At 60.5% G+C, this 26,260-nt stretch carries 29 protein-coding genes; 10 read left to right on the top strand and 19 right to left on the bottom strand.

Annotated elements, in window-relative coordinates; all coding sequences use genetic code 11:
* Window positions 1-62: 62 nt before the first annotated feature.
* The 3 genes from metF to HX783_RS18750 all read left to right on the top strand — a co-directional run bounded on the left by metF (window position 63) and on the right by HX783_RS18750 (window position 3,938).
* Window positions 63-908 (top strand): methylenetetrahydrofolate reductase [NAD(P)H], encoded by an 846-nt coding sequence (gene metF, locus HX783_RS18760; protein ID WP_177017869.1) that lies wholly within the window; start codon window positions 63-65, stop codon window positions 906-908.
* Between the two features lie 130 nt (window positions 909-1,038).
* On the top strand, window positions 1,039-1,830 hold the full coding sequence (locus HX783_RS18755) for an ABC transporter substrate-binding protein (RefSeq protein ID WP_177017868.1): 792 nt from the start codon (window positions 1,039-1,041) through the stop codon (window positions 1,828-1,830).
* 221 nt (window positions 1,831-2,051) lie between these two features.
* Window positions 2,052-3,938 (top strand): DEAD/DEAH box helicase, encoded by a 1,887-nt coding sequence (locus HX783_RS18750; protein WP_177017867.1) that lies wholly within the window; start codon window positions 2,052-2,054, stop codon window positions 3,936-3,938.
* A gap of 62 nt (window positions 3,939-4,000) precedes the next feature.
* On the opposite strand, the gene HX783_RS18745 is transcribed toward HX783_RS18750, so the two are convergent.
* On the bottom strand, window positions 4,001-4,375 hold the full coding sequence (locus HX783_RS18745) for a nuclear transport factor 2 family protein (RefSeq protein WP_159960576.1): 375 nt from the start codon (window positions 4,373-4,375) through the stop codon (window positions 4,001-4,003).
* Window positions 4,376-4,484: 109 nt separating this feature from the next.
* Between HX783_RS18745 and HX783_RS18740 the strand changes: the two genes are divergently transcribed.
* Complete coding sequence (locus HX783_RS18740) at window positions 4,485-5,387, top strand: LysR substrate-binding domain-containing protein (protein ID WP_371317697.1); 903 nt, start codon at window positions 4,485-4,487, stop codon at window positions 5,385-5,387.
* A gap of 61 nt (window positions 5,388-5,448) precedes the next feature.
* Here HX783_RS18740 and HX783_RS18735 read toward each other — a convergent pair whose 3' ends face one another.
* Window positions 5,449-6,045: a YceI family protein gene (locus HX783_RS18735; RefSeq protein ID WP_026013867.1), complete on the bottom strand. Its 597-nt coding sequence runs from the start codon at window positions 6,043-6,045 to the stop codon at window positions 5,449-5,451.
* Window positions 6,046-6,077: 32 nt separating this feature from the next.
* On the bottom strand, window positions 6,078-6,629 hold the full coding sequence (locus HX783_RS18730) for a cytochrome b (protein WP_177017865.1): 552 nt from the start codon (window positions 6,627-6,629) through the stop codon (window positions 6,078-6,080).
* 274 nt (window positions 6,630-6,903) lie between these two features.
* Between HX783_RS18730 and HX783_RS18725 the strand changes: the two genes are divergently transcribed.
* On the top strand, window positions 6,904-8,310 hold the full coding sequence (locus HX783_RS18725) for an adenosylmethionine--8-amino-7-oxononanoate transaminase (protein WP_177017864.1): 1,407 nt from the start codon (window positions 6,904-6,906) through the stop codon (window positions 8,308-8,310).
* Window positions 8,311-8,405: 95 nt separating this feature from the next.
* A complete protein-coding gene (locus HX783_RS18720) occupies window positions 8,406-9,125 on the top strand; it encodes a 16S rRNA (uracil(1498)-N(3))-methyltransferase (protein ID WP_159960584.1) in 720 nt (239 codons plus the stop codon).
* 127 nt (window positions 9,126-9,252) lie between these two features.
* Here HX783_RS18720 and HX783_RS18715 read toward each other — a convergent pair whose 3' ends face one another.
* Window positions 9,253-10,155, bottom strand: a complete 903-nt coding sequence (locus HX783_RS18715; protein ID WP_177017863.1) for a transporter substrate-binding domain-containing protein — start codon at window positions 10,153-10,155, stop codon at window positions 9,253-9,255.
* A gap of 126 nt (window positions 10,156-10,281) precedes the next feature.
* The gene (locus tag HX783_RS18710; protein WP_177017862.1) at window positions 10,282-11,523 is read right to left on the bottom strand and encodes a D-amino acid dehydrogenase; all 1,242 of its coding nucleotides are present in this window, start codon (window positions 11,521-11,523) and stop codon (window positions 10,282-10,284) included.
* Window positions 11,524-11,630: 107 nt separating this feature from the next.
* On the opposite strand from HX783_RS18710, the gene HX783_RS18705 reads away from it, so the two are divergent.
* The gene (locus HX783_RS18705) at window positions 11,631-12,533 is read left to right on the top strand and encodes a LysR family transcriptional regulator (protein WP_177017861.1); all 903 of its coding nucleotides are present in this window, start codon (window positions 11,631-11,633) and stop codon (window positions 12,531-12,533) included.
* Between the two features lie 127 nt (window positions 12,534-12,660).
* On the opposite strand, the gene HX783_RS18700 is transcribed toward HX783_RS18705, so the two are convergent.
* A complete protein-coding gene (locus tag HX783_RS18700; RefSeq protein ID WP_159960592.1) occupies window positions 12,661-13,278 on the bottom strand; it encodes a hemolysin III family protein in 618 nt (205 codons plus the stop codon).
* Window positions 13,279-13,515: 237 nt separating this feature from the next.
* Here HX783_RS18700 and HX783_RS18695 point away from each other — a divergent pair, with 237 nt between their 5' ends.
* Genes HX783_RS18695 through HX783_RS18685 form a run of 3 tightly spaced genes read left to right on the top strand, consistent with a single transcriptional unit; the run spans window position 13,516 to window position 15,576 of the window.
* Window positions 13,516-14,082, top strand: coding sequence for a chromate transporter (locus HX783_RS18695; RefSeq protein ID WP_177017860.1), 567 nt, complete (start codon window positions 13,516-13,518; stop codon window positions 14,080-14,082).
* Complete coding sequence (locus HX783_RS18690) at window positions 14,082-14,624, top strand: chromate transporter (protein WP_159960596.1); 543 nt, start codon at window positions 14,082-14,084, stop codon at window positions 14,622-14,624. The genes HX783_RS18695 and HX783_RS18690 overlap by 1 nt, the downstream gene beginning before the upstream one ends.
* 37 nt (window positions 14,625-14,661) lie before the next feature.
* Entirely contained in the window at window positions 14,662-15,576 is a 915-nt protein-coding gene (locus HX783_RS18685; RefSeq protein ID WP_177017859.1) for a LysR substrate-binding domain-containing protein, read from the top strand.
* 135 nt (window positions 15,577-15,711) lie between these two features.
* Here HX783_RS18685 and madM read toward each other — a convergent pair whose 3' ends face one another.
* The 13 genes from madM to HX783_RS18620 form a co-directional block, all read right to left on the bottom strand.
* Complete coding sequence (gene madM, locus HX783_RS18680) at window positions 15,712-16,476, bottom strand: malonate transporter subunit MadM (RefSeq protein ID WP_159960600.1); 765 nt, start codon at window positions 16,474-16,476, stop codon at window positions 15,712-15,714.
* Between the two features lies 1 nt (window position 16,477).
* Window positions 16,478-16,882 (bottom strand): malonate transporter subunit MadL, encoded by a 405-nt coding sequence (gene madL / locus HX783_RS18675; RefSeq protein WP_159960602.1) that lies wholly within the window; start codon window positions 16,880-16,882, stop codon window positions 16,478-16,480.
* Window positions 16,883-16,949: 67 nt separating this feature from the next.
* A complete protein-coding gene (mdcH, locus tag HX783_RS18670; RefSeq protein ID WP_177017858.1) occupies window positions 16,950-17,849 on the bottom strand; it encodes a malonate decarboxylase subunit epsilon in 900 nt (299 codons plus the stop codon).
* The gene (locus HX783_RS18665; RefSeq protein WP_177017857.1) at window positions 17,846-18,442 is read right to left on the bottom strand and encodes a malonate decarboxylase holo-ACP synthase; all 597 of its coding nucleotides are present in this window, start codon (window positions 18,440-18,442) and stop codon (window positions 17,846-17,848) included. Before HX783_RS18665 ends, mdcH begins: the two co-directional genes overlap by 4 nt.
* On the bottom strand, window positions 18,436-19,206 hold the full coding sequence (mdcE, locus tag HX783_RS18660) for a biotin-independent malonate decarboxylase subunit gamma (RefSeq protein ID WP_177017856.1): 771 nt from the start codon (window positions 19,204-19,206) through the stop codon (window positions 18,436-18,438). The genes HX783_RS18665 and mdcE overlap by 7 nt, the downstream gene beginning before the upstream one ends.
* Window positions 19,203-20,045: a biotin-independent malonate decarboxylase subunit beta gene (locus HX783_RS18655; RefSeq protein ID WP_177017855.1), complete on the bottom strand. Its 843-nt coding sequence runs from the start codon at window positions 20,043-20,045 to the stop codon at window positions 19,203-19,205. Before HX783_RS18655 ends, mdcE begins: the two co-directional genes overlap by 4 nt.
* On the bottom strand, window positions 20,038-20,337 hold the full coding sequence (locus HX783_RS18650; RefSeq protein ID WP_056857713.1) for a malonate decarboxylase subunit delta: 300 nt from the start codon (window positions 20,335-20,337) through the stop codon (window positions 20,038-20,040). The genes HX783_RS18655 and HX783_RS18650 overlap by 8 nt, the downstream gene beginning before the upstream one ends.
* Entirely contained in the window at window positions 20,337-21,170 is an 834-nt protein-coding gene (locus HX783_RS18645; RefSeq protein ID WP_177017854.1) for a triphosphoribosyl-dephospho-CoA synthase, read from the bottom strand. Before HX783_RS18645 ends, HX783_RS18650 begins: the two co-directional genes overlap by 1 nt.
* A complete protein-coding gene (gene mdcA / locus HX783_RS18640; protein WP_177017853.1) occupies window positions 21,171-22,841 on the bottom strand; it encodes a malonate decarboxylase subunit alpha in 1,671 nt (556 codons plus the stop codon).
* Window positions 22,842-23,187: 346 nt separating this feature from the next.
* Entirely contained in the window at window positions 23,188-23,616 is a 429-nt protein-coding gene (locus HX783_RS18635) for a hypothetical protein (RefSeq protein ID WP_177017852.1), read from the bottom strand.
* The gene (locus tag HX783_RS18630) at window positions 23,579-24,208 is read right to left on the bottom strand and encodes a nucleotidyltransferase domain-containing protein (RefSeq protein WP_177017851.1); all 630 of its coding nucleotides are present in this window, start codon (window positions 24,206-24,208) and stop codon (window positions 23,579-23,581) included. Before HX783_RS18630 ends, HX783_RS18635 begins: the two co-directional genes overlap by 38 nt.
* 386 nt (window positions 24,209-24,594) lie before the next feature.
* A complete protein-coding gene (locus tag HX783_RS18625) occupies window positions 24,595-24,834 on the bottom strand; it encodes a DUF6124 family protein (protein ID WP_177017850.1) in 240 nt (79 codons plus the stop codon).
* A gap of 454 nt (window positions 24,835-25,288) precedes the next feature.
* A complete protein-coding gene (locus HX783_RS18620) occupies window positions 25,289-26,011 on the bottom strand; it encodes a hypothetical protein (RefSeq protein ID WP_177017849.1) in 723 nt (240 codons plus the stop codon).
* Between the last annotated feature and the right edge of the window lie 249 nt (window positions 26,012-26,260).

Genomic DNA, 26,260 nt, shown 5'->3' with positions numbered 1-26,260 from the left:
GCCCGCTCCCACATTAAATCGGTGCATGACTTCCGGTATCTGAGTTTCATAGGGTTATTACCATGTCCCAAGACCGTCGCTACAGCTTCGAGTTTTTCCCGACCAAGACCGATGCTGGGCATGAAAAACTGATGGCGACTGCCAAGCAGTTGGCCAGCTACAACCCCGACTTCTTTTCCTGCACCTACGGCGCCGGCGGCTCGACCCGTGATCGTACGATCAACACCGTGCTGCAGCTGGAAAGCGAAGCCAAAGTTGCCGCCGCGCCGCACTTGTCGTGCGTGGGCGACAGCAAGGCCGACCTGCGCGGCCTGCTGACCCAGTACAAACAAGCCGGCATCAAGCGCATCGTCGCCCTGCGTGGCGACCTGCCGTCCGGCATGGGCATGGCCAGCGGTGAGCTGCGCTACGCCAATGACCTGGTGAGCTTCATCCGCGAAGAAAGCGGCGATCACTTCCATATCGAAGTGGCGGCGTACCCGGAGATGCACCCCCAGGCACGTAATTTCGAAGACGATCTGCACAATTTCGTGCGCAAGGCCAATGCCGGCGCCAACAGCGCGATCACCCAGTACTTCTTCAACGCCGACAGCTATTTCTACTTCGTCGAGCGTGTACGCGCGATGGGTGTAAATATCCCAATCGTGCCGGGCATCATGCCGATCACCAACTACAGCAAGCTGGCGCGTTTCTCCGACGCTTGCGGTGCCGAGATCCCACGCTGGGTGCGCAAGCAACTGGAAGCCTATGGCGACGACGTCAAGAGCATCCAGGCCTTCGGTGAACAGGTTATCAGCGAGATGTGTGAGCGTTTGTTGCAAGGTGGCGCACCAGGGTTGCACTTCTACACCCTGAACCAGGCTGAACCGAGCCTGGCCATCTGGAACAACCTCAAGCTGCCACGCTGAGGCTCGCTCCGATACGCCAAGGCCCTCGTCAATACGAGGGCCTTTTTGTTTTAAATGCGCCACATCAACTTGCCCGCGAATGCGTGTGCCAGAGCTTCTCTTTAGGGCTGGAGCGTCGTAACCTCAGGGCATGCCCGTCATTCTCAAGCTGTTGACCGCTGTGCTTTTCACTTGCCTGAGCCTCACCGCTTACGGCGAGAAACTGCGCATTGTCACCGAGCCCTGGGCGCCTTACGTATACGACGAAAACGGCAGCATGCGCGGCCTGGATTACGAAACCACGGTGATCGTGTTTCAACGTCTGGGCGTGGACGTGGAGTGGCAGTTCCTGCCCTGGAAACGCTGCCTGGCCATGCTCGACCAAGGCCACGCCGACGGCGCGCTGGATATTTTCCACAGCCATGAACGCGACGCGTTGCTGCTCTACCCCAGTGAGCCGCTGTCGGATGTGGAGTTTGTGCTGTTCTACGCCAACGACCGCCCTCACCCAGCCGAAACCCTGGATGATTTGCGCGGGCTGACCGTGGGTACTTCGCCGGGTTACCTGTATGGCGACGCCTTCAGCGACTCTACGTTGTTCAACCGCGAGCCGGCGCCCAGCCACGAGGCCAACTTCGGCAAGCTGTCGCTGGGGCGCATTGACCTGGTAATTACGGATCGCCGGGTGGGCCAGCATGTGATCAGGGCCATGGGCCTGGAAGACAAGGTCAGCCAGGCCCCTTTAGTGGTCAGCCGCCAGGCGCAGTTTCTCGCCGTACGCCGTGGCGCAGGCATGGACCTGCTGGTGCAGCGCTTCGCCGCCGAACTCAAGCGCTTCAAACAGGAGCCGGCGTACGCCATCTTGAGTGCCAAATATGGCGGAGTCCAAGCCATTACTGCCTCAGAACACACCGTTGAGCAGCAGGAAAGCGGCGCGCCGTGATTGCTCTGTTATACTCCGGCCTTTCCGCCAGGCTCACGCCCGGCCGCTGAGGTCTTGAAAAAGGCACCTAACCCAGCTACTGCGCAGCTTTCAGCCCGCGCGAGCCGGTGGAGTGCCCGCCAGACGCAGCAGGACCGGACGGGGTTGCGCTCCCCTAAGCGCCATTCACGCCCGGCAAGATTATCCCTTTGGGCCAAGCCCTAACTAAAACAGGATTACTCATGTCCTTTGCTTCCCTCGGTCTCTCCGAGGCTTTAGTCCGCGCCATCGAGGCAGCGGGCTATACCGAGCCTACTCCGGTGCAACAGCGGGCCATTCCCGCCGTGTTGCAAGGTCGCGACCTGATGGTTGCGGCTCAGACAGGTACTGGTAAAACCGGTGGTTTCGCCCTCCCGATTCTGGAGCGGTTGTTCCCCAATGGTCACCCAGACAAATCCCAGCGTCATGGCCCGCGCCAACCGCGCGTGCTGGTCCTGACCCCCACCCGCGAACTCGCCGCCCAGGTGCACGACAGCTTCAAGCTGTATGCCCGCGACTTGAAGTTCGTCAGCGCCTGCATCTTCGGCGGCGTCGGCATGAACCCACAGGTTCAGGCCATGTCCCGCGGTGTTGACGTGCTCGTCGCCTGCCCGGGTCGTTTGCTCGACCTGTGCGGCCAAGGCAGCGTCGACTTGTCCCACGTGGAAATCCTCGTGCTGGACGAAGCCGACCGCATGCTCGACATGGGCTTTGTCCATGACGTGAAAAAGGTCCTCGCCCGCCTGCCGGCCAAACGTCAGAACCTGCTGTTCTCGGCAACGTTCTCCCAGGACATCACTGCCCTGGCCGGCAAGCTGCTGCATAACCCGGAACGCATCGAAGTCACGCCGCCGAACACCACGGTCGAGCGTATCGAGCAACGCGTCTTCCGCCTAGCCGCCAGCCACAAGCGTGCGCTGCTGGCACACCTGATCACCGCCGGCGCCTGGGAACAAGTGCTGGTGTTCACCCGCACCAAGCACGGCGCCAACCGTCTGGCCGAGTACCTGGACAAGCACGGCCTGACCGCCGTCGCCATCCACGGCAACAAGAGCCAGAACGCGCGCACCAAAGCACTGGCCGACTTCAAGGCCGGTTCCGTGCGCATCCTGGTCGCCACCGATATCGCCGCCCGCGGCCTGGATATCGACCAGTTGCCACACGTGGTCAACTTCGAGCTGCCAAACGTCGACGAAGATTATGTGCACCGTATCGGCCGTACCGGCCGTGCCGGGCGTTCGGGTGAGGCCATTTCCCTGGTCGCACCTGACGAAGAAAAACTGCTGAAAAGCATCGAACGCATGACCAAGCAGAAAATCGCCGACGGCGACCTGATGGGCTTCGATGCCAGCGCCGTTGAGGCCGAGAAGCCTGAAGCGCGCGAGCGTCCGGACGTGCGTAACCCACGCAACCCCCGCGGTCCGAAGGGCGATGGCCCGAACGGCGGCGGTGGTGGCGGTGGCCGTCGCGACAAGGGCAAAGACAAGGGCGGCAAGGAAAAAGCGCCCACCAACGGCCGTGGCGAACGCCCAGCCCGCGAGCAGAAACCCCGTGAAGGCACCCCGGCCCGCGAACAGCGCCAGCCAAGCCAGCCGCCACGCGCGGCAGCCGACCGCGCCCCGGACGAGTTCCTCGACGACGACGTGGATAACTTCGGTAACCGCGTTGACTACGTGCCCCAGGCCAAACCGGCCCAGGGCCGTGGCCGTCGTCCTGGTGCTCCGGCACAGGGCGCTGGCACTGGCGCCCCACGTGGCGGCCAGCCACAAGGCGGCCGTCAAAATGGCCCGCGCAACAGCAGCGGCGGCACCACCGGTACTCCGCCTGCCAAACGCAGCGGCCCGCGTAATGGCGCACCGCGTGACGGCCAGGCGCGTCGTGAAGATTCGCGCAGCAACAACCGTCGTCCCGCCCGTGATGACCAGCCACGCTTGTCCGAGCCGGCCGTGCAGAACCCGCGCGGTGGCCCGGCGCCGAAGATCATCCACAAGGAGTCGAAAGCAGACCGCTTCCCGACACCTGAGCAGCTGGATCAGTTGCCAGGCCGCCCTCGTGGTGAGAAACCAGCGTTGCTGACCCGCAACCGCTGAGTTTCAGACGGCAAAAAAAACGCCCCGACTGTTCGGGGCGTTTTTGCATCTGGCGCTTTTTTTCATTGATCGGATGCTTCACCCGCCTTATGAAAAAGTTTTGCGAAGATCATCCAGCGACCGTCAACTTTCATCAGGTTCAAATAGTCGACCATTACATTGTTGAACAAGCGCAAACGCACTTTCACGATGGCCATTTCCGAGGACATCACATCAATCATCAGCACTTCATCAAGTTGCGGGAAACCGCCTGCCTGCGGCGACTGACGGCCTTGAACCATGGTCCGGTACTCGGCAAATGGCCGCACGACCACATCCGCGTTTTGCGCGCTATATAACACGCACCCCCGATGAAACACTTGATCGAACGCCTTCAGGTCCTGAGTTTGCAAGACACTAAAATAGTCTTTCAGAAACGCTTGAATTTCATCTATCACAACTGACAACTCCTGACTGTTTAACACGACGTTATTTAAGTAACTCACCGGTCGCGCATTATCAGGAGCGCACACATTTCACGTATAGCGGCTATTATTAGGCTTTACCGTGAAAGGAATTCACACGTTGAAACTCCCTCCCCTCGCGGCCTTACGAGCCTTCGAAGCATTGGCCCGGCTGGGCAAGGTGAACCTTGCCGCCGCCGAACTGCACGTTACCCACAGTGCCGTCAGCCATCAGATCCGTTCGCTTGAAGAGTACTTGGACATGGCGCTGGTGATGCGCAACAAACGTGCCCTTGCGCTGACTGACGAGGGCCGTGTGTATGCCTATCAAATCAGGCAGGCGCTGGGTGAGATCGCGGGGGTAACGGAAAAACTCATGGCAAAAACCAAGCACCCGCAACTGACCGTGTCGGTGCTGCCCTCCTATGCCATGCATTGGTTACTGCCGCGCCTGCATGATTTCAGGAATGCCCACCCGGAGCTGCACCTGAGGTTGGAGTCGAGCATGGAATTCGCCAGCTTCGATCAAGGTCCGCTCGATTGCGCGATCCGCTTCGGCAATGGGCAATGGCCTGATGTGCACTGTGAACCGCTGATGGGTGATTCACTGCTGGTGGTCGCGGCGCGCGACTTCAACCACGGCGTGCTGCCCGACACCGCGCAAGCCATCCTGGAGCAGCCGCTGCTGCACGCCAGCGAGAGCTGGCCCATCTGGCTGGGTGCAGCGGGCGTGGAAGAGCAACGCCCTCAAGCCTCGCTGGAGTTCACCGACTCTACATTGATGCTCGAAGCCGTCAGGCTGGGGCACGGTGTCGCGCTGACCCGTCGTTCGATTGCCCATTCGCTGATTCAACGCGGGGAACTGGTCAGGCTCACCGACATTGAGCCGATTCACACCTCGCGCTACTTTCTGGTATGGCCGGCCGGCAGCAAACATTCAGCGCAATTAACCTCACTGCACTCCTGGCTCAAAGAACACGTTGTGATCTATCAGGGCAGCTTATAAACCGGCAGACAGCAAAACGCCGACCCCAGGGTCGGCGTTTTGATTGTGAAGCCGCGAAAAATTACTTCGCTTTCACACCTTCAAAGGTCACGTACAGCTCAACAGTGTTGGACGCTGGGCCCAGGTCCATCTGCTTGCCGAAGTCCTGACGGTTGAAGCTGGTGGTGCCTTCAAAACCGGCACGGTAGCCGCCCCATGGATCCTTGCCTTCACCCAGGAACGTAGCCTTGACCACGATCGGCTTGGTCACACCGTGAAAGGTCAGGTCGCCGGTTACGTCGGCAGTGACTTGGCCTGCAGCATTTTTACCGGTGGTTTTAACACTGGTGGAAACGAACTTGGCATCGGCAAACTTGCCCACGTCCAGGAAGTCTTTGCTGGCGATGTGCTTGTCACGTTCGGCGTGGTTGGTGAACACGCTGGCGGTACGGACGTTGAACTCGATTTTGCTGTCTTCAGGCTTGGCAGCGTCAAAGCTGAACTTGCCGTCCAGGTCCTTGAAAGTACCGGTGATGAAGCTGTAGCCCAAGTGGCTGATCTTGAAATCAACGAAGGCGTGCTGACCTTCCTTGTCGACAACATAATCAGCGGCCATCGCCGAACCAGCGGACAGCAGAGCAGAACCGATTGCCAGAGCGGCGAGAGTCTTTTTCAACATGCTTTCTATTCCTTGTGAGTCGAGGTTGAACATCAGGCTTTGCGCCCCAGCATTCGCGTGAGGGTCGCATCACGATCGATAAAGTGGTGTTTCAACGCAGCCACGCCGTGCAAGCCGGCGAAGACCACCAACACCCAGGCGAGGTACAGGTGCACCACGCCGGCGGTGTCTGCCTGGTCCGGTAGCCCGGAAACCACGGCAGGAATTTCAAACAGGCCAAACACCGGGATACCGACACCGTCTGCGGTGGAAATCAGGTAACCGGCAATCATCACGGCAAACAGCCCGAGATAAAGGAACGCGTGGCCAAATGCAGCGCCAATACGGGTCAAGCGGCTGTAGCTGGCCAGCGGTGGTGGTGGCGGGCTGACCAAGCGCCAGACGATGCGCACCAGCATGACGGCAAACAGCGTGATGCCAATGCTCTTGTGCAGGTCAGGCGCGTCTTTGCGCCAGGTGCTGTAGTAGTCGAGACCGACCATCCACAGGCCCAGAGCGAACAAACCGAACACCACCAGGGCCACACCCCAGTGCAAAACCATGCTGACCCAACCATAGCGGGCCGATGAATTACGTAGCTGCATGTCCCAAATCCCGTAAGAGCTGTGCCCAAGACTAGCGATTTACCTATCGAATTAAAGCGGAAAATTTCGCTTTGAAATATCGAGAAATACGATCAAGAGGTTATGCACAGTACGTTAACAATTGATTAAGGACTATTCCTGAGAAACGTGACAGACCGTCCCGCGTTTACTGCCAATTCATCCGTAATGGGTTGTGACACCGCCTGGCTTTGCATAGGCTTGCGCGATTGTTTCGCCTGCGCCCGCCGCAGGACCGCTTCGAGGAGATACAACGATGGGCTTGAACAACCAGTGGATGCAACGTGACCTCGCGGTGCTGTGGCATCCCTGCACCCAGATGAAAGACCACCAGCAACTGCCGCTGATCCCGATAAAACGTGGTGAAGGCGTGTGGCTGGAAGACTTCGAAGGCAAGCGCTACCTCGACGCCGTCAGCTCCTGGTGGGTTAACGTGTTCGGCCACGCCAACCCACGCATCAACCAGCGCATCAAGGACCAGGTCGACCAACTGGAACACGTGATCCTCGCCGGTTTCAGCCACCAGCCGGTGATCGAGCTGTCCGAACGCCTGGTCAAGATGACCCCGGAAGGCCTGACGCGCTGCTTCTACGCCGACAACGGTTCGTCGTGCATCGAAGTCGCGTTGAAAATGAGCTTCCACTACTGGCTCAACCGCGGCATGCCGAACAAAAAGCGCTTCGTCACCCTGACCAACAGCTACCACGGCGAAACCATCGCCGCGATGTCGGTGGGCGACGTGCCGCTGTTTACCGAGACCTACAAGGCGCTGCTGCTCGACACCATCAAGGTGCCCAGCCCGGATTGCTACCTGCGCCCTGCGGGCGTGAGCTGGGAAGAGCATTCGCGCACGATGTTCCTGGCCATGGAACAGACCCTGGCCGAGCACCACGACAGCGTCGCCGCCGTAATCGTCGAACCGTTGATCCAGGGCGCCGGTGGCATGCGCATGTATCACCCGGTGTACCTCAAGCTGCTGCGCGAAGCCTGCGACAAATACGGCGTGCACCTGATCCACGACGAAATCGCCGTGGGCTTTGGCCGCACCGGCACGATGTTCGCCTGTGAACAAGCCGGCATCCGCCCGGATTTCCTGTGCCTGTCCAAGGCCCTCACCGGCGGCTACCTGCCGTTGGCGGCGGTGGTCACCACCGACGATGTCTACGACGCCTTCTACGACGACTACCCGACCCTGCGCGCCTTCCTGCACTCCCACAGCTACACCGGTAACCCGCTGGCGTGCGCGGCAGCCCTGGCGACGCTGGATATTTTCGAAGAAGACAACGTCATCGAAAACAACAAGGCCCTGACCCAGTGCATGGCCACCGCCACCGCGCACCTCGTGGACCACCCGCACGTGTCCGAAGTGCGCCAGACCGGCATGGTACTGGCCATCGAGATGGTCCAGGACAAAGCCACCAAGACCGCCTACCCGTGGCAGGAGCGCCGTGGCCTGAAGGTGTTCGAACACGCCCTGGAACGCGGCGCACTGTTGCGGCCGTTGGGCAGCGTGGTGTATTTCCTGCCGCCGTATGTGATTACGCCGGAGCAGATCGACTTTCTGGCCGAAGTGGCCAGCGAAGGCATCGATATCGCCACCAACGATAAAGTCAGCGTTGCAGTGCCGAAGGACTTTCACCCAGGCTTCCGCGATCCCGGCTGATAACACCTACCTCAATGATCGTTCCCACGCTCTGCGTGGGAATGCAGCCCTGGACGCTCCGCGTCCGCTCTGCACATTATTTCCAGAGAACACACATGAGACTGTCCCGCTTTTTCACCGACACCCCGCTGAGCCTCGGCGACCACGAGTTGCCCGAAGCTCAGGCGCACTACATCAGCCGCGTCTTGCGCATGGGCGAAGGCGACGCCGTGCAACTGTTCGACGGCTCCGGCCAGGAGTTTTTGGGCACGTTGCTGGAAGTCGGTAAAAAACGCGTCAGCGTGCAACTCACGGAACGCTTTGCAGGCCAGACGGAATCGCCCCTGCACATTCACCTCGGCCAGGGCTTGTCGCGTGGCGAGCGCATGGACTGGGCGATTCAGAAAGCCACCGAGTTGGGCGTGAATGCGATCACGCCGATTTTCAGCGACCGCTGCGAAGTACGCCTCAAGGACGAACGCGCCGACAAACGCCTGCTGCACTGGCGCCAGGTGGCGATCAGCGCCTGCGAGCAATGCGGGCGCTCCACCGTGCCGGTGATTCACCCGCCGCTGCTGCTGGCGGACTGGTTGAAGCAGGTCGAGGCAGATTTGAAGCTGGTGCTGCACCCCGTGGCCGAGCCGATGATCAGCCATGCCAAGCCTGCCAGCCTGGCGTTCCTGATCGGGCCTGAAGGTGGTTTGACCGATAACGAAGTCGACACCGCCCAAGGCGCCGGCTTCCATGCCGCCCGTCTCGGCCCGCGCGTGTTGCGCACCGAGACGGCACCAGTGGTGGCGCTGGCAGTAGCCCAGCAACTCTGGGGCGACTTCTAACCCTTTTTGCAAACCCAATAAACTGTGGGAGCGGGCTTGCTCGCGAATGCGGTGGATCAGTCAGCTTATTTATCAACTGACACACTGCCTTCGCGAGCAAGCCCGCTCCCACATTTTGGATGGGCTATCAATCCACCGGGTCGCTGACAGGCTTGGCAATAATCGCCTTCAACTCAGCCGTCATCGGGAATTCCAGGTTCAAACCTTTGGGCGGAATCGGCTGTTCAAACCAGCGCTGGTAAATGCCGTTGATTTCTCCTGAGCGGTACAGATCGCCAAGTGTCTCGTTGACCACTGCAAGAAACTGCGGGTCGTCCTTGCGCACCATGCAGCTGTAGATCTCCCGCGATTGCTGCTCGCCCACCACCACCCAGCGTTGCGGGTCACGGGCCTTGGCGCGCTCACCGTAGAGCAGCGCGTCATCCATGTAAAACGCCGCCGCCCGGCCAGTCTCCAGCATCTTGAACGCTTCTCCGTGGTCTTTGGCGACGATCACCGATATATCGCTGTTGTGCTCTGCGTTGTAGCGCTTGATATACCGCTCATTAGTGGTGCCAGCGGTGGTCACCACTTTCTTGCCCTTGAGGTCTTCAAAGCCATGGATGCCACTGTCTTTAGCCGTCAGCAACTGCCCCTTCACGAAAATAAAACCGTAGGAAAACGCTACCTGTTTCTGCCGCTCGGCAGTCACGGCAGTGGAACCGCACTCCAGGTCCACTGTGCCGTTTTGCACCAGCGGAATACGCGTCTGTGACGTCACCAGGTTGTACTTCACCTTGAGGTTTGCAACGCCGGTTTTTGTCTGGATGCGCTCGACGATTTTGTTCGCCAGGTCCACTGAATAGCCCATCGGCTTGCCACTGTGGTCCCCCACATAGGAGAACGGTACTGAAGCATCTCGGTAGCCAAGGGTAATCTGCTGATTGGTCGTGATCTTCCTGAGTGTTCCACTGGACTCATCTGCCATCGCCAAATGCCCGCCCAGCACCAGGGAAACGAAGGCACAGGTTCTAAATACGAACCGTGTCATAGCGGTTGCTCGCGAGGGCCGCTGATCACATTTACCTCAGCCGAGGCCAACGTAGTGGCCCGACAAAGTTGCTGACTGCTTTGGACTCGATCAATGCTCATCGATGTTACGCTCTGATATCTAAGGTCAGGCAGCCTTGGGAAGAAACGCCTGGGTGTCGATAGACGTCGGCTTCGCTCCAATCATTTCGGCCAATAGCTGCCCGCTGGCGCAGGCAAGCGTGAAGCCAAGGGCACCATGCCCAAGGTTGAGCCAAAGATTGCGATAAGCACTGGGGCCAATCAGGGGTACACCAGTGGGCGTCGCCGGACGCATACCAGCCCATTCAACCGCAGCGTCGTAATTACCCGCCATCGGGAAAGTCTGACGCGCCATCCGTTTTATCACTGCCAGACGACCAGGATCCGCAGCGCTGTTGAAACCCACGATGTCGACCATTGCAGCAACGCGCAACTGCTCGCCGATACGGGCGTACACGGTTCTGCGGTCATAGTCGGTGACGTTGATTTGCGGGGCGTTGTGCTGCTCGCTGATGGGCACACTCAGGCTGTAGCCCTTGAGGGGATAAAGCGGCAGACGCAAGTCTGACAGACCCATGCGCAAGCTTCTGTGGCCTGCCGCCAGAACCACGTTCTCTACCGGTAAGACTTCATCCTGCAACTCCACGGCCACCGCACGACCAAAGGCCTCGTGGATACGCAGCACCTTGCGCCCGAGCAGGAACCGACACCGCCCCGTTGCCTCCAGACGCGCCGCAAGCCGTTGGCAGAAGGCGTAGCAATCAGCAACTTCTTCGGTCGGGGTGTAAATGCCCCCGACAAAGGCGCCCTCGGTCAGGGAAGGCTCCAGCTGGCGACATTCGTCGGCCGATAACACCTGTTTATACAGGGGGTCCATCACTTTTCGCCGCGCATGTTCAAAACTGTCAGCGGAACGAAAGGTCACCAGTTTTCCGTTTTGTTTCCAGTCAAAGCCGCCCAGGCTGTCCTCCTGACGCCAGCACTTCAAGGTCTCCTGGCTCATCAGCGCCAGGCGAAGCAAGTGTTCGCCGTTTATGCGATTAACCGAGGAGCGGCAAGCGCCCACAAAGGCTGCCATCCATCGCCATTGCAATGGGTCCAGGCGAGGTTTGATCCTTAGCGGCGACTCGGAACGCAGTAACCAACCGAGGGCTTTCAATGGAACGCCGGCGTCAGCCAAAGGCGCGACATAGCGATAGGACAGTTGGCCACCGTTCGCGAAACTGGTCGCACTGCCCAAAGTGTTTTGCGCTTCGATCACAGTCACGTCCATGCCTGCGCGCACCAACGCATAAGCGCTAGCCAAGCCGATGACGCCGCCACCGATGATACAAACCTGCTTTGTCACAAGAAAACCTCACATTTATTGATACCAATTCAAGAGTAGGGTTAAGTGACAAACGCTGAATAATGAATAAAGCTTGGTCACCTATAAACAAAGGTTATGGGCAAGCCATGCGCTTACGTCATATCGAAATCTTCCAGGCCATCCGCCAAACCGGCTCAATCAGCGCCGCCGCGCAGCTGCTGCACGTCTCGCAACCGGCGGTGACCAAGGTGTTGCAGCACGCCGAGCTGCAACTGGGTTTCCCGCTGTTTCTGCGCGTACGCGGAAAATTGCAGCCCACCCCGGAAGCCCTGGCGCTGGAAAGCGAAGTCGAGAAAGTCACCCAGAGCCTGCAAGGCGTGCGGCGCCTGGCCAAGAGCTTGCGTCGTGAGCCTGGGCAAAGTGTGCGCATAGGCGCCATTCCGGCGCTGGCCCTGTCGTTGCTGCCGCCAGCGGTCCTGGAGTGGAAGCGCGATTACCCGGACATCGCCTGCGAGCTGTCCAGCGACCATAGCCGCGAGTTGGTGCAAAAGCTGTTGATGCGCGAGATTGACCTGGCGCTGACCCTCAACTTCTCCGGCCACCCCGGCTTGACCACGCAAGTGTTGGCCAATGGGGGGTTGGTGGCGTTGGCGTCAACAGGTTATTGGCCAGCGTCCGAGATGAGCAAACCCTTGCCGTTGGATGACTTGGCAGGCGCGCCGTTGATTGGCTTGTCCAGCGCTGACCCGTTGGCGGCCAAGCTCGACAGCTACCTGGAAAACGTCGACCCGCCGCCACGGGTGAGCATTTCCGTACAGACCTATTCCCTGGCCCGGGCGATGGTGGAATCCGGCGCCGGCTTGACCGTGATCGACCCGTTTACGGCCTTGGGCGCCTCAACGGCCACCACGTGCATCCGCACGCTCAGCCCGCCGCTGCCGATCACCCTGTATGCCCTGACCCGCGCGGATGAGCCGCCGCCCCATATGTTGGCGAACCTGGTGGAGATCTTTGGCGCTCGCGCCCGCGATCTGCTCGATCGCTTGTAAGAACACCACAAAACCACTGTGGGAGCGGGCTTGCTCGCGAAGGCGCAGTGTCAGCCACTTAATCTGTCACTGACACACCGCATTCGCGAGCAAGCCCGCTCCCACATTTTTTTGACCGCATCGCCCTTTAAAGCACGTAATGCATGATCGCCACAAAGTGCAGCAAACTGCCGCCGATCACAAACAAGTGCCAGATCCCATGGGAATGGCGCAGGCGATCTTCCAGGGCAAAAAAGATGATGCCGACGGTGTACAACACCCCTCCCGAGGCCAGCCACACAAACCCGGCCGTGCCCAGCGCAGCGAGCAGCGGCTTGACCGCCACCAGCACGATCCAGCCCATCACCGCATAGATCACAATCGACAAAATGCGTGCCTCGGAACGCGGCTTGATCTCTTGCAGGATGCCGATCACCGCCAGCCCCCACACAATCCCGAACAGCGTCCAGCCCCACGGCCCGCGCAGTGTCACCAGGCAAAACGGCGTGTAACTGCCGGCGATCAGCAAGTAGATCGAAAAGTGATCAACCTTCTGCATGATCGCTTTTCGCCGCCCGCGCACGCTGTGGTACACGGTCGACGCGCTGTACAGCACCAGCAGCGTAAAACCGTAAATCGCCACGCTGACGATCTTCCAGGGGCTGCCGTCCAGGCTCGCCACCACCAGCATCCACACTGCGCCGACAAAAGCGGCTACCGCCCCGACCAAATGGCTCCAGGCGTTGAATCGTTCCCCGTGATACATGTGTCACTCACCTCGAATAACCGTCATCACCTTGAGCATTCTGACGCCACCCAACCCCTATCAGGTAACACCCTTTCTTCATTTGCTCAAATACACACGTCCATAGATGATTCGCTTCATCCTGTGGGAGCTGGCTTGCCTGCGATAAGGGCCTAACATTCAACATTTCCATCGACTGTTACGCCGCTATCGCAGGCAAGCCAGCTCCCACATAAAAGCGTCCTATCGGTAATTGCCATGCCCGAGCTTGAACCCGCCCGTCCTCATCCCAGCCTATGGCAACTGTTTTACAACTTTGCCATGGTCGGCCTGTTCGGCTTTGGCGGCGTCATGCCCTGGGCGCGGCAGATGATGGTCGACCGCCGCCGTTGGGTCAGCGAGCAAAGTTTCAATGAGCTGCTGACCACCGGCCAGTTCTTCCCCGGGCCCAACATCGCCAACGTCGGCATCATCTACGGCCGGCGCCTGCATGGCTTGCCGGGTGCGGTTGTGACCGTCTGTGGGCTGTACCTGTTCCCCTCATTGATCACCGTGCTCGCCGGTTTTGCCTATGCCAAGTGGTGGAGCCACGACGTGGTGCAGCAGGTCTTCGGCGCAGTGATGCCGATTGCCACCGGCCTGATGCTCGGCACCACCCTGCGCCTGCTCAAGGCCATGCCGCGCACGCTCGCCAACTACAGCGCCTTCGTGCTGACCTTCGTGTTGATGGCCGTCTTCGTGTTGCCGCTGTGGATGGTGCTGCTGGTCTGCATTCCAAGCTCGCTGGCCTTGAGCTTTATTGGCGCGAACAAGGTGGCCGGCTGATGCAGACTGTCCTGCTGCACCTGATGATCCAATGCGCGCTGTGGTCGTTGATGGCGATTGGCGGCAACACCGTGGCCATCGGCGATATCCATCGCTACACCGTGGTCGATATGCATTGGATCACCGACGCGCAATTCGTCGCGTTCTTCGCCCTGTCCCAGGCATTGCCGGGGCCCAACGGCATGTTCCTGGTGTTTATCGGCCAGCAGGCGGCAGGGTTGCCCGGCGCGCTGGTGGCGCTGCTGGCCAAGTTGGTGCCCTGCTCGATGCTGGCGTACGTCGGCGCCGGCTGGCTGGAGCGGCATACCCAAACGCCGTGGGTGCAGCGGGTCAAACGCAGCCTGCTGCCGATCTCCATCGGCCTGATCCTCGCCTCAACCTACATCCTGATGAACAGCCTGGAAAACAACGCGACCAGCCTGGTGCTGACCCTGGCCAGCGCCGCCGTGGTCTATTACACGCGGCTCAACGCGATCTGGCTGATCATCGTCGGCGTGTTGCTGGGCCTGGGCAGTGCATGGCTGGGAGTGAACTGGTTTTAGGGGCACAATCGAGGGTATTCGAACAAGAGCCACGGCCATGCTGATCGACGAAGAATTCACCCTCAAGAAGCTCGAGATCTTCCTGGCGTTTATGCGCACCGGCAACCTGGCCCGCGCCGCCGCCGAGCTGCAAACCAGCAACGTCAGCGTGCACCGCGCCATCCACTCGCTGGAAAACGCGCTGCGCTGCCCGCTGTTCAAACACGAGGGACGCAACCTCACGCCGCTGGAAAGCGCCTACGTGCTGGAAGAGCGCGCGCAAAAGCTGGTAGCCGATGTGGTCGACAGCGTGCGCCTGACCCGCGAAGCCGCGGGGTTCTCCGCCGAGCGCTTCAAACTCGGCTCGCTGTATTCGCTGACGGTCAAAACTGTGCCGCAGCTGATCATGGGCCTGAAAATCAGGCGCAGCGAACTCAATATCGACTTGATCCTGGGCTCCAACTTCGACCTGCTCTACAAGCTCAAGAACATGGAAGTCGACGCGATCCTGATCTCCCTCGACGAACGCGCCAACGACCCTGATTGCGAGCAGATCGCGCTGTTCACCGACGACATCTTCCTCGCCACCCCAGCCGATTCACCCTTCGACCGCGAGCAGGAAATCGACCTGGCGGATGTGCGCGACGCCACGTTTATTACCCTCACCCAAGGCTTCGCCACGCACCAGGATGGCAACCGCGTGTTCAAGCAGGCGGGGTTCGAGCCGAAGGTGGCGATGCAGGTGAATGACATCTTCACGCTGTTGAGCATGGTCAGCTCAGGCGTAGGCTATGCGCTGCTGCCGGGGCGGATTGCGGCGGTGTATGAGAACCGCGTCAAGCTGATACCGCTGCAAGCCCGGTATCGGTTGCAGCAGCAGATTGGCGTGGTGTTTTTGAAGGCCAAGGAGCGTGATCCGAATTTGCTGGCGCTGTTGGCCGAATGTCGAATGTATGCCAACCGTCAGGCCTAACTCTGATCCATGATCGTTCCCACGCTCCGCGTGGGAATGCCTACTGTGACGCTCCGCGTCACGCCTTTGGGAGCGGACGCGGAGCGTCCAGGACTGCATTCCCACGCGGTGCGTGGGAACGATCGGGTTACGGCGTTAGCCGACTAAACCACGCACAATGAAGTACAGCAACGAAGGCCCAAGCAAACACCCCAGCCCAGTATGGAAAGTAGCCGTCAACGCGCCATACGGCACCAACCGCCGATCCGTCGCCGCCAGCCCCGCCGTCACCCCACTCACCGTGCCGGCCAACCCGCCAAACACCATCGCCGAACGCGGGTTATCCAGGCCCATCCAACGCGCTGCCACCGGCGTGCCGACCATCACCAGAATCGCCTTGATCAACCCTGTCGCAATCGACAGCGCCATCACATCCGACGTCGCGCCAATCGCCGCACCGGTCACCGGCCCAACAATGTAAGTCACCGCACCCGCGCCAATGGTGGTCATGCTGATCGCATCGCGATAGCCGAACACCCACGCCATGCTCGCGCCGACGATAAACGGCAAAATCGTGCCCAGCAGCAGCGCAATCGCGCCAATCAACCCGGCTTTGCGCGCCTCGGTGGCCTGCACTTCAAACGCGGTGGCGACGATGGCGAAGTCGCGCAGCATTGCGCCGCCCATCAAGCCGATACCAGAGAACAGCGCCATGTCTGCCAGGCCCTTTTGCCCGCCGGTGAGCGTGCCGCCGACCCAGGCCAACACCAGCCCGATCACTATGGCAATCGCCGAGCCATGAATGCGCCCGAATGTCAGGCGCTTGGACAGCACCACGGAAATCCACATCACCACGCCGACGAAAGCAAAAGCGGTGACCAGGCTGTTATTTTCCAAACCTTTTTCGATCAGAGGCCACATATCAGCGACCTCCCGCAGCAGCGATCAACGGCTCTTCGGCGGGCAAGGGTTCGCCCTTGTGGGTGCGGCTGATCAATGCAATGGTGCAGCCACAAACCACCACTGAACCGATGGCGGCCAGCACAGCCACCGGGCCGCCGTGCAGCGCTGTCACTACGTTTTGTTGCGCGGCCATCGCGACCACCACCGGGATGTACATGGCGCCCCAGAAGCCCACGCCCATTTCGCAGTCCTTGGTCATGCCACCGCGTTTTTGCATCCACAAACGCGCGCAGATCAGCAGGATCATGGCGATCCCGACGCCGCCCACATTGGATTTGACGCCCAGCAACACGCCGAGCATGTCGCCCAGGATCACACCCGCCAACATGCAGATCGCCAACAAGGCCACACCATAAATAATCATCGTTGTTGTCCTCAAAGTGCTTCATCGAAATTGTTGTTTTTGTGCTTCGAAAGCCTTGGGTGGTGCTTTATCGGTGGCGGCGTTCCTCCTCTTGCAGCAGGGCCTGCAAGGTGTCCAGGCGTGCGCCTTCGCAGGCGATCACCGTGCCTTGTTCGAATACACGGCGTGACAGGCCGGTGAGCACCGCGCCCGGCGGCAGTTCGATTTGCAGGCGCACGCCACGCTCGTAGGCGCTTTGCACGGTGCCGCGCCAGTCAACGATGCGGCACATGTTGAAAGCCAGGTCGTCGCGCAGTTGTTCAGGGTTATGAATCGGCCGTGCGCGGGTGCTGCTCAGGTAAGTGATGCGCGGCGCCTTGAGCGTGACGAATGCTTCGGCCAGCGCCTGTGCAGGCGCCTCCAGCAATGCGCAATGGGACGGCACGCTGACGGCCAGGCGCTTGGCCACGCCGTTGCCCTTGATGCGGGCTGCGACGCGCTTCATTGCCGCATCGCTGCCGGCGATAACAGTTTGGTTATCGGCGTTGATGTTGGCCAAGTACACCGGGGTTTCCGGGCTGTGGATTTCGGCCAATAATTTTTCCACTGTGGATAACTCCGGGCCGATCAGCGCGGTCATCCCAAAGCCTTGTGGATAAGCGCTTTGCATCAATTCGCCGCGCAGGCTCACCAGTTTTACCGCGTCGGCAAACTCCAGCGCACCGGCGATGACGGCTGCCGGATAAGCGCCGATGGACAAGCCGGCCACGTAATCAGGCGTGTGTTGCAACTGGCGGGCATGGGCCACGCCGACGATCAGCAGGCACAGCTGAACGGCGCGCGTACTCGCTAGAGCCTGCGCCGAATCGAGCTGGCGAACATCTTCCCCCAAGGCATCACTGGCTTCTTCCAGCACCTGCGCCGACAGCGCCTGGAGCATGCCCGTGCGCTGGGCGCCCTGCCCCGGAAACACCAGCAGGCTGCTCATGCCACGGCCTGCCAAGGGTCGAGTACAAGGTGCGCGCCGCTGCCGGTTTTGAGCAGCACACGGCGTGAGCCGCGCGCCCATTCGCGCAAGGCCACGGCGCCAAACGGGGTTTGCAGTTGCAGGTCTACGGTACAGGGCGCGGTGTCCAGAATCGCCAGCAGGTCCTCGGCATCGCCGCGCCCAAGACGCTGGGGCGTGCGCAGGATCAAGTCCAGATCGCTCTGCTCATGCAGCGCCTCAATGCCGCTGGCCAACTCGAAACCTGCGCTGCCGGTGATACCCCACGTCGCTTGCGCCAGCACCGGCCGCAGTAGATCGAGCGCGCGCAATGCCGCTAAATCCCGTGACGAGATCACGCTGCGCAAGGCTTCCGGCGTCACTCGCCGCTGCACGGCCGCAACAGGCATCACTGCCGCCAGGCGTTGCTCACGCAAACGCCCGCGCACGCCGACCGCCACTTGGCCGGGCTCAGCGATGGCGCGGCGCACCACCACCGGGTGGCCGGCGCTGATCGCGTCCACCGCCCAGGCCGGTGCATCGGCGGGCAAATGCGCCGGGGTCATGCCCCAGAGCAAGTCGTGGGCGTTCACCATTGTTCCCGCAGCAGTTGGCGCACGTGGCTGGAGGCGGCGCGGTTGGTAGCGCCCAGCCGCCCGCTCAAATCCTGGCCGCTGACATCCTTGATTGCGCTGACCAGGCAATCGCTGACCCGCACCACATCGTCCGCCGTCGGCTGTTCAATCTGGGTCACCGACAGGGTTTCCCAGAGCAAACCAAGGCTGGCATAACTGTCGATGTCATAAGCCATCGGCGGCACGCTGGCAGCCAGGGCTTCCAGCTCTTCGACGCTGCGCAAGGTCACCCGCGCCGCCGAGGCCTTGCCCATGGCGTGCACCATCACGCCGGGGTCACGCAGGGCGATCAAACGGTTGGCCTGGTAGCCGTGGGCGAGGAACGCGCCGGACATGGCCTTGCCCACCAGCAGCGCGATCACCGGGTGCCCGGCCAACCGCGCGCGAGCGTAACTGTCGGCGGCGGCGGCCAGGGCCTGATGAATGCCCAGGGCTTCTTCGCGCCGGCCATAGGCTTGGCTGGGCACGTCGACGATGGCGATGATCGGGCGCTTGTCGCCGCGAGCGATGGCGTCGTCCACGGCTTTGGCCAGGCCCCAGCCTTCCAGCAGGCCGACTTCGCCATTACGCGCACGCGGGAAGCGGTTTTGTGCATCGGTGACCACGGCGATGAAGCGCACGGGCTGTTCACCCAAGACGCCGTCGGCGACTTTCAGCGAGGCCGGCAAACCGTCCACCGGCGTGGCGCCGGCGCTCAAAGCGTTGAACCACTGCAAGCCTCTCATGAGCGCTCTCCTTGATACAGGTCGCGAACCGTCGCTGCGTCGATCTGCGGCGTGGCATCCAGCTCGGCCAGGCGCGCCAGGTAGAACTCGACCTGACGGCTGCGTTGTTGTGTGGGCAAGCCTTGTTGCAGCAGCTCGGTAACGGTCTGCTGAATCTGCGCCACATCGTCCGCCACGTAGCGGTCGGCCAAGCCGCTGTTGAAACGTTGCTCGCCGCCCGTGAGGCTCCAGATAAACGGGCGGTCGCGGGAGTCGTATTCGTCCAGCCCGGCTTCCTGCTCGATCACTTGCGGACCATTCAGGCCCAGGCGCGCTTCGCGGGTCACCACCAGATAGCTGCACAGCCCAGCGGCGATGGACATGCCGCCAAAGCAACCGACACTGCCCGCCACCACGCCCACCACCGGCTGGTACTGGCGCAGATCGACAATCGCCGCGTGGATGTCGGCAATCGCCGCCAGGCCGAGGTTGGCTTCCTGCAGGCGCACGCCGCCAGTCTCCAGCAGCAGTACCGCGCGCGTCGGGACGCCCTTGCGGTTGTCTTCAGCCGCCAGTTCCAAGGCACCGGCGATTTTCGCGCCGCCGACTTCACCGAGGCTGCCGCCCTGAAAGTTGCCTTCGATAGCGGCCACCACCACAGGCTTTCCGGCGATGCTGCCTTTGGCGATCACCACGCCGTCATCGGCTTGGGGCACCACACCTTGGCGGCTGAGCCAGGGCGACATCACGCGTTGGAACGGGTCGATCAGTTCGCGATACGTGCCGGCGTCCAGCAACGCCTTGGCCCGCTGCCGTGCACCGAGTTCCACGAAGCTGTGTTTGCTGAGCAAGTCAGTCATGGCCGATCTCCTCGAAACCCTGCTCCAGGCGCAAACGCACCACGCCGGGCGTGGCACCGAAATCGTGGATATCGATCTTCAAGGCCGGAGGTGTGTGCTCCTGGAAAATCCGTTCAAACAGATGCTGCCAGCGCTGTTCGGCGCCATTCACCGAGGTCTGCACCTGAATGGTCAGGGTGCCAGGCGTGCCCGGTTCCAGCAGCACTTCCAGGTCGCCGGAGCCGACGCAACCCACCAGCGCACGGCCTTTTGGCGGCTGCCCGGCGGGGAATTCAAAGGATAAGGTTTCCATCAAAACGCTCCGTCGAGGCGGTCGATAAACAGGCAGGCGGCCAACAGGTCGGCGGCACCGCCGGGGGAGGCATTCAGGGCCAGCAATTGGTCGTCGAGTTCGTGCAGTTGGCGGCGACCGGCGAGGCTTGCGCTGCCGCCTGCGTCCAGCACGGCTTGGGCGCCGCGTTGCATGGCGTGCAGGCCTTCGGTGCCGGCGCGGTAGAGCACGCAAGTGTCGGCGAGGTCAGTCATGATCGCGAGCAAAGCGTCCAGGCGCGCGTTCTGTTCGCCAGCGTTTTGCAGGCGGCTTTTGTGCAGTTGCGGCAGGCCGCGTTGCATCACGGACGGGAAGCCCAGTTGTGCTTCTTCACGGGCACCGCGCGCGCCGTAGCGCTGGGCGACTTGGGCGCCGTGGCTCATCGGCTGCGGCGCGTAGCGGTCGTTAAGCAGGGCCAACTTTGCCGCCGTCAGCGTGACGGCCCGCGGCTCCAGCGCCGCCGCAGCGGTGAGCAAACCGAGGGCCCAGATTGCGCCGCGATGGGTGTTCACACCCTTGGTGGTGGTGAGCATCGCCTGCTCGCCTTCCCGGCCGATGCGCCCGAGGGCTTCGCGCAAAGGCAAACCCACTTCGCCGAATTCAAGCGCGGCCTCAGCCATTTCCTTGAACATCGGCCACAGCGACAACGCCGAAGCGTGCATCAACCCCAGGTGCAAATCGCTGTGGGCGCCATTGCCGCGGCGGTCCACCAAGGCGGGTTTGGGCGACAAGTCGGCCTCATCGATCAACGCATCGACGGCCATGTCCGCCAGGCGATCAGCCAGGCTCAGTTCGTGCAGTTTAAGGGCGCGCATTTACCAGCTCCTGAACTTGGCGGGCGGGTTGTACAAGCCACCGGACCACTCCACCAGGTCGGCCACGCTCTTGGCGGCCAACAGCTCGCGGGTGGCGTCGGTGCGGCGAATGCCGAGGTCTTCAGGCAAAGCGATCAGACCCTCGCGGCGCATGCGCGCGGTGTCCTTGGGGTTGTGGCGCAGGCCGATGGCGGTGACGCCAGCGACGGCGGCGATCATCGCCTGGCGCTCTTCGAGCGAGCGCGCCTTGTACAGGTAGGCGATGCCTTCTTCGGTGAGCAAGTGGGTGACGTCGTCGCCGTAGATCATGATCGGCGCCAGCGGCATGCCGCTTTTGCGCGCCACTTCTACGGCGTCGAGGGTCTCGACGAAGGTCGGTTTGCCGCCTTCCTGGAAGGTCTCGACCATCTGCACCACGAGTTTTTTGCCGCGTTCGAGCAAGGCTTCCGGCGCGTCGTCGTGGCGCATATCCAGCCATGCCGGGGTGCCATGGCGACGGCCGCGCGGGTCGTGGCCCATGTTTGGCGCGCCACCAAATCCGGCGAGGCGCCCACGAGTGACGGTACTGGAATGCCCGTCGCCATCCACCTGCAGCGTGGCGCCGATAAACAGGTCCACCGCGTATTGGCCAGCGAGCTGGCAGAACATCCGGTTGGAGCGCATCGAGCCGTCGCGGCCGGTGAAGAACACATCCGGGCGGGCGGCGATGTAGTTTTCCATGCCCAATTCGGTGCCGAAGCAATGCACGCTTTCGACCCAGCCACTTTCGATGGCGGGGATCAGGGTTGGGTGTGGGTTGAGGGTCCAGTTGCGGCAGATTTTGCCCTTCAGACCGAGAGATTCGCCGTAAGTAGGCAGGATCAACTCGATGGCGGCGGTGTTGAAGCCGATGCCATGGTTCAGCGACTGCACATTGTGTTTTTCGTAGATGCCACGGATCGCCATCATCGCCATCAACACATGCACCGGCTTGATATGGCGCGGGTCGCGGGTAAACAGCGGCTCGATGTAGAACGGCTTGTCGGCCACCACCACAAAATCCACCCAGCTCGCGGGAATGTCGACGCGGGGCAAATCGGAGACGTCATCCACCAACTGGTTGACCTGCACGATCACGATGCCGTCGCTGAACGCGGCAGGCTCGATCAACGCCGGGGTGTCTTCAGTGCTGGCGCCGGTGTAGATATTGCCGGCGCGGTCGGCCATGAAACCGGCCGAGAGCACGACGTTGGGGATCAGGTCCACCACCAGCCGCGCGTAGAGTTCGATGTAGGTATGGATCGCGCCAATTTCCAGCAGGCCGTCTTCGAGCAACTGGCTGATGCGCAGGGATTGGGTGCCGGCGAAGGAGAAATCCAGCTTGCGCGCGATGCCCTTTTCAAACAGATCCAGGTGCTCGGAACGGCCGACACTGGGCATGATCATGTGCAAATCGTGGAGCTTGGCCGGGTCGGCCTTGGCCAGGGAACGCGAGAGGAAGTCGGCTTGTTTCTGGTTATTGCCCTCCAGCACCACGCGGTCGCCGGGAAGAATCAGGGCTTCCAGCGCCTCGACGATTCTGTCACTGGGCAGCACCGCCCCGTCTGCGTATTGCTTGACCAGCCCGAGGCGCCGCTGCTTCTCGTCGCGCCGCCGCGTCCAGCGCGAGTCGGGGGTGATGGTTGTTGTCATGGTCGCTCCACGGGGTTTGCTGTCGTGGGCTTACCTTAGGAGTGAAAGTGGGGGGTATCAATCAAGCCCAACGGCGGATCGTTACGGTTGGAGTAACAGAGCATCAGCAAACGCGGACTCAAGCCAGCTCCCACATTTGATTGGAGGTGTTGCGAAGAATTGATCGTTCCCACGCTCTGCGTGGGAACGATCAACTGGATTCGAGCCGAATGAAGCTCAAAATGTGGGAGCGGGCTTGCTCGCGAATGCGGTGGGTCAGTTGCACATTTACCGACTGACACCCTGCATTCGCGAGCAAGCCCGCTCCCACATTTGTTCGGTGGTGTTCAGGGAAATCGCATCATTGTCACCAATGGTCAGCCAACAAGTTTTCCACTTCATTCAGCAGTACTGTCGCGCCATCCATCAACTGCCCAAGCAACGCCTCATCCTCATCCATATACCCTTCATATTCCGCCAGGTTTCGGCGCTCATGACACAGCGCCAGTAACCTCACCTGCACCTTGCTCACGTCGGCGGTGTGAATCAAACATTGAAACACCCAATAGCGTTTGTCAGAACGATACCCATGCAGGCGTAAAGCTGTGAGTGCACTAGCGTGGGCGGCGTTGTAGGCCAGGTCGAAACGACTGGCGAACGATAACTGTGAATTACTGGCATCCCTTAACCGATCCCGCGCCGAGCGCATCAGCCCATCACACTCCTTGCGATCCGGCGGCTCAGCCTTCAAGCCACCGCTACGTTGCAGGTTCTCCAGATTTGCCTTGCTGTCCATCCATGGATTCCAAGGGGTTGCCCCCAATCAGATTGATCTTGGCTTGCTGCACGACCCGCTGCACAAAACTGTTCCCGGCATTCCATTTGCCGATCCAGTCTTCAGGGGTGTAAAGCGTCGGGTTGATGGTGCGGCCCAGTTGCTCTTCCAGCGGTATGAGCTGCTCCATGACTTCACTGTAGTTGAGGCTTTGGCCGATCAGCATCAGATCTATGTCACTGGATGAGTGCGCCTCACCCTTGGCGATAGAGCCGTAGATAAAGGCCCAGGTTATCTGCTCGGCGAACGGTGCCAATGCATTGCGCAAGGGTTCGTCCAGGCTCAGGGTTTTGCGCACGATGGCCAACAACTCCGAGTAAATCGGGCAGTGGGGGTTGGCCTGGTAATGGGTCTGATTACCTTGGCGCGTCATGCTCAAGATGCCCGCCAGCTGCAACCGCTCAAGCTCGCGGGTAAGGCTGCCCTTGCCCACCTGGGCCCAGCGCGCGATTTCATTGGTGAAGAAACTTTGATCGGGCCTGCCGAAAAGCAGGCCCAGCACTTTCTGCTGAGTGTTGGTGAAGAGTGCAGTGCTGAGCGGCAAGGTTTGCATGGCTGCGGCCAAAGAGTCCCAAAAAGGGAACGATAGGTCCCTTTTTGGGAACGATCAAGTTTTGATCGTTCCCACGCTCTGCGTGGGAATGCCGCTTGGGGCGCTCCGCGCTCCGCCAGTCAGTGCAATTCTCGAGTCGTGAACGGAGGTGACGCGGAGCGTCACAAGATGCATTTCCACGCGGAGCGTGGGAACGATCAACTGGACTCGAGCCGAATGAAGATCAAAATGTGGGAGCGGGCTTGCTCGCGAATGCGGTGGGTCAGTTGCACATTTACCGACTGACACCCTGCATTCGCGGGCAAGCCCGCTCCCACATTTGTTCGGTGGTGGGTGTTAGATAGCGGTCCCAAAAAGGGACCGATCAGTCCCTTTTTGGGACCGATTTAACCTTCCGGTGCAGGGCTGACTTGTTCCAGCGCTCTATCGACCAGCAACTGACTCAACTCGGCCATTTGCTGAATGCCGAGCATGATTGCGCGCTGGGAGGTGTCCAGGTTGAAGGCCAGATTGCAGGTCATGGCGTTTAGCGACGATAAGGTTTCGCTGGCGTTGACCAGTAGAGCTTCGGTGTTTTGGTGTGGGTTGACGGTGAAGAGAGGCGGATTAGGGGTAGGTTTGACCATGATGAAACTCCTAAACAGTGAGTAAGGAGCGCCACCGTTCGCTTGCACGCGAATGAGGGTGGCGACCGTGCGCAGGTGTGCAAGACCGGGCCTGTTTAGGACACCCAGCAGGTCCGAAGACCTCCTGCGCGCAGCCGCCATAAAGCAGCGAGCACAAAAAACGCCCGTGGTTGGCTGGGCGTTTGTACGCCTAAACAGTTTCGTCGGACTTGCACGTCCGTGTCACCGTTTTTTCGATGACGGAACGAAGACTAGCCGCCATGGCTACCCGCAACAAGTTCATGCACAGCCCGAAATCTTGCAGGAAAAATCCGACGCGCCCCCACCTTGATCGTTCCCATGCTCTGCGTGGGAATGCCGCCTGGGACGCTCCGCGTCCCGCCAGCCAGCGCAAGGCTCAAGTCCTGCGCACGGGTGACGCGGAGCGTCACGAGATGCATTCCCACGCGGAACGCTACGGCTGGAATAACGGTTTAATGTTTGGCTTCCGGTAGTACCACCAGACACCACCCATCGCTAGAACCAGTAAACCATTTACGACCAGAATCCAAGCCCATGCCTGCGCCCATACGTAATCCAGCGTTTTTCCATAGAGTATTGAAAGAGCCACCAGAAAGAGAAAAAGGACCAGCCCAACCCCTTCTCCCAAACGCCCAAGTTTGTCGCGCCTTTCAAGAACGACGAGACTCAAGAAAGCTCCGCTGAAAATGACTGCCATCACCTCGAGTACATAATTGGTTGCGATGAATTGTCCGGATAGTTTCGAGAGTAGGAAAAAGAACAGCATCGATAGAGAGGACAATCCTATCCATACAAAAGCGTAATCGAGAACACTGAATAACCCGTCCCTGAACCTCAACGCTTGCGTCTCGTTTGTGTCCTCTATTAACGCAACAGCTAGAAGACCTGATCCTAGTCCGCCCAAGCTCATTGTTATGAAGCTGCTTAGTATCTCTTTTATTTCTAAAGCGCCTCCCGCCAACTCGAGACATAACAAAATAATTACGGCACCTAATAAAGAAATTCCAGCTCCCCACAACGGTCCGCGCCCTTTGCCTCCCGCTCTGACTGCTATCGCCGTAAAAGCCACTGCTAAGAACCACAGAAACAAGATCCACACAATCGCGTCGTGGAGAAATGTAAAATTACTCATTATCCCAACCCAAAGCTCCTTCACGCAGGCGTCACTCCGTCCTTAAACTAGTTCCCGATTATCGGCAGCATCACGTGAAGCTTTACCGATACTGCTCAGGGTTAGACGATGGTCTGCAAGTCCCAAAAGAGAACGAATGCTGCCTTTTGATCGTTCCCACGCTCCGCGTGGGAATGCCGCCTGGGATGCTCTGCGTCCCGCCAGACAGCGTAAGGCTCAAGTCCTGCGCACGGGTGACGCGGAGCGTCACGGGATGCATTCCCACGCGGAGCG

The organism is Pseudomonas sp. D2002, assembly GCF_013385735.1.
Lineage (GTDB): Bacteria > Pseudomonadota > Gammaproteobacteria > Pseudomonadales > Pseudomonadaceae > Aquipseudomonas.
The sequence above is the reverse complement of the archived record's forward strand: the minus strand, read 5'-3'. Positions and strand labels throughout refer to the sequence as shown.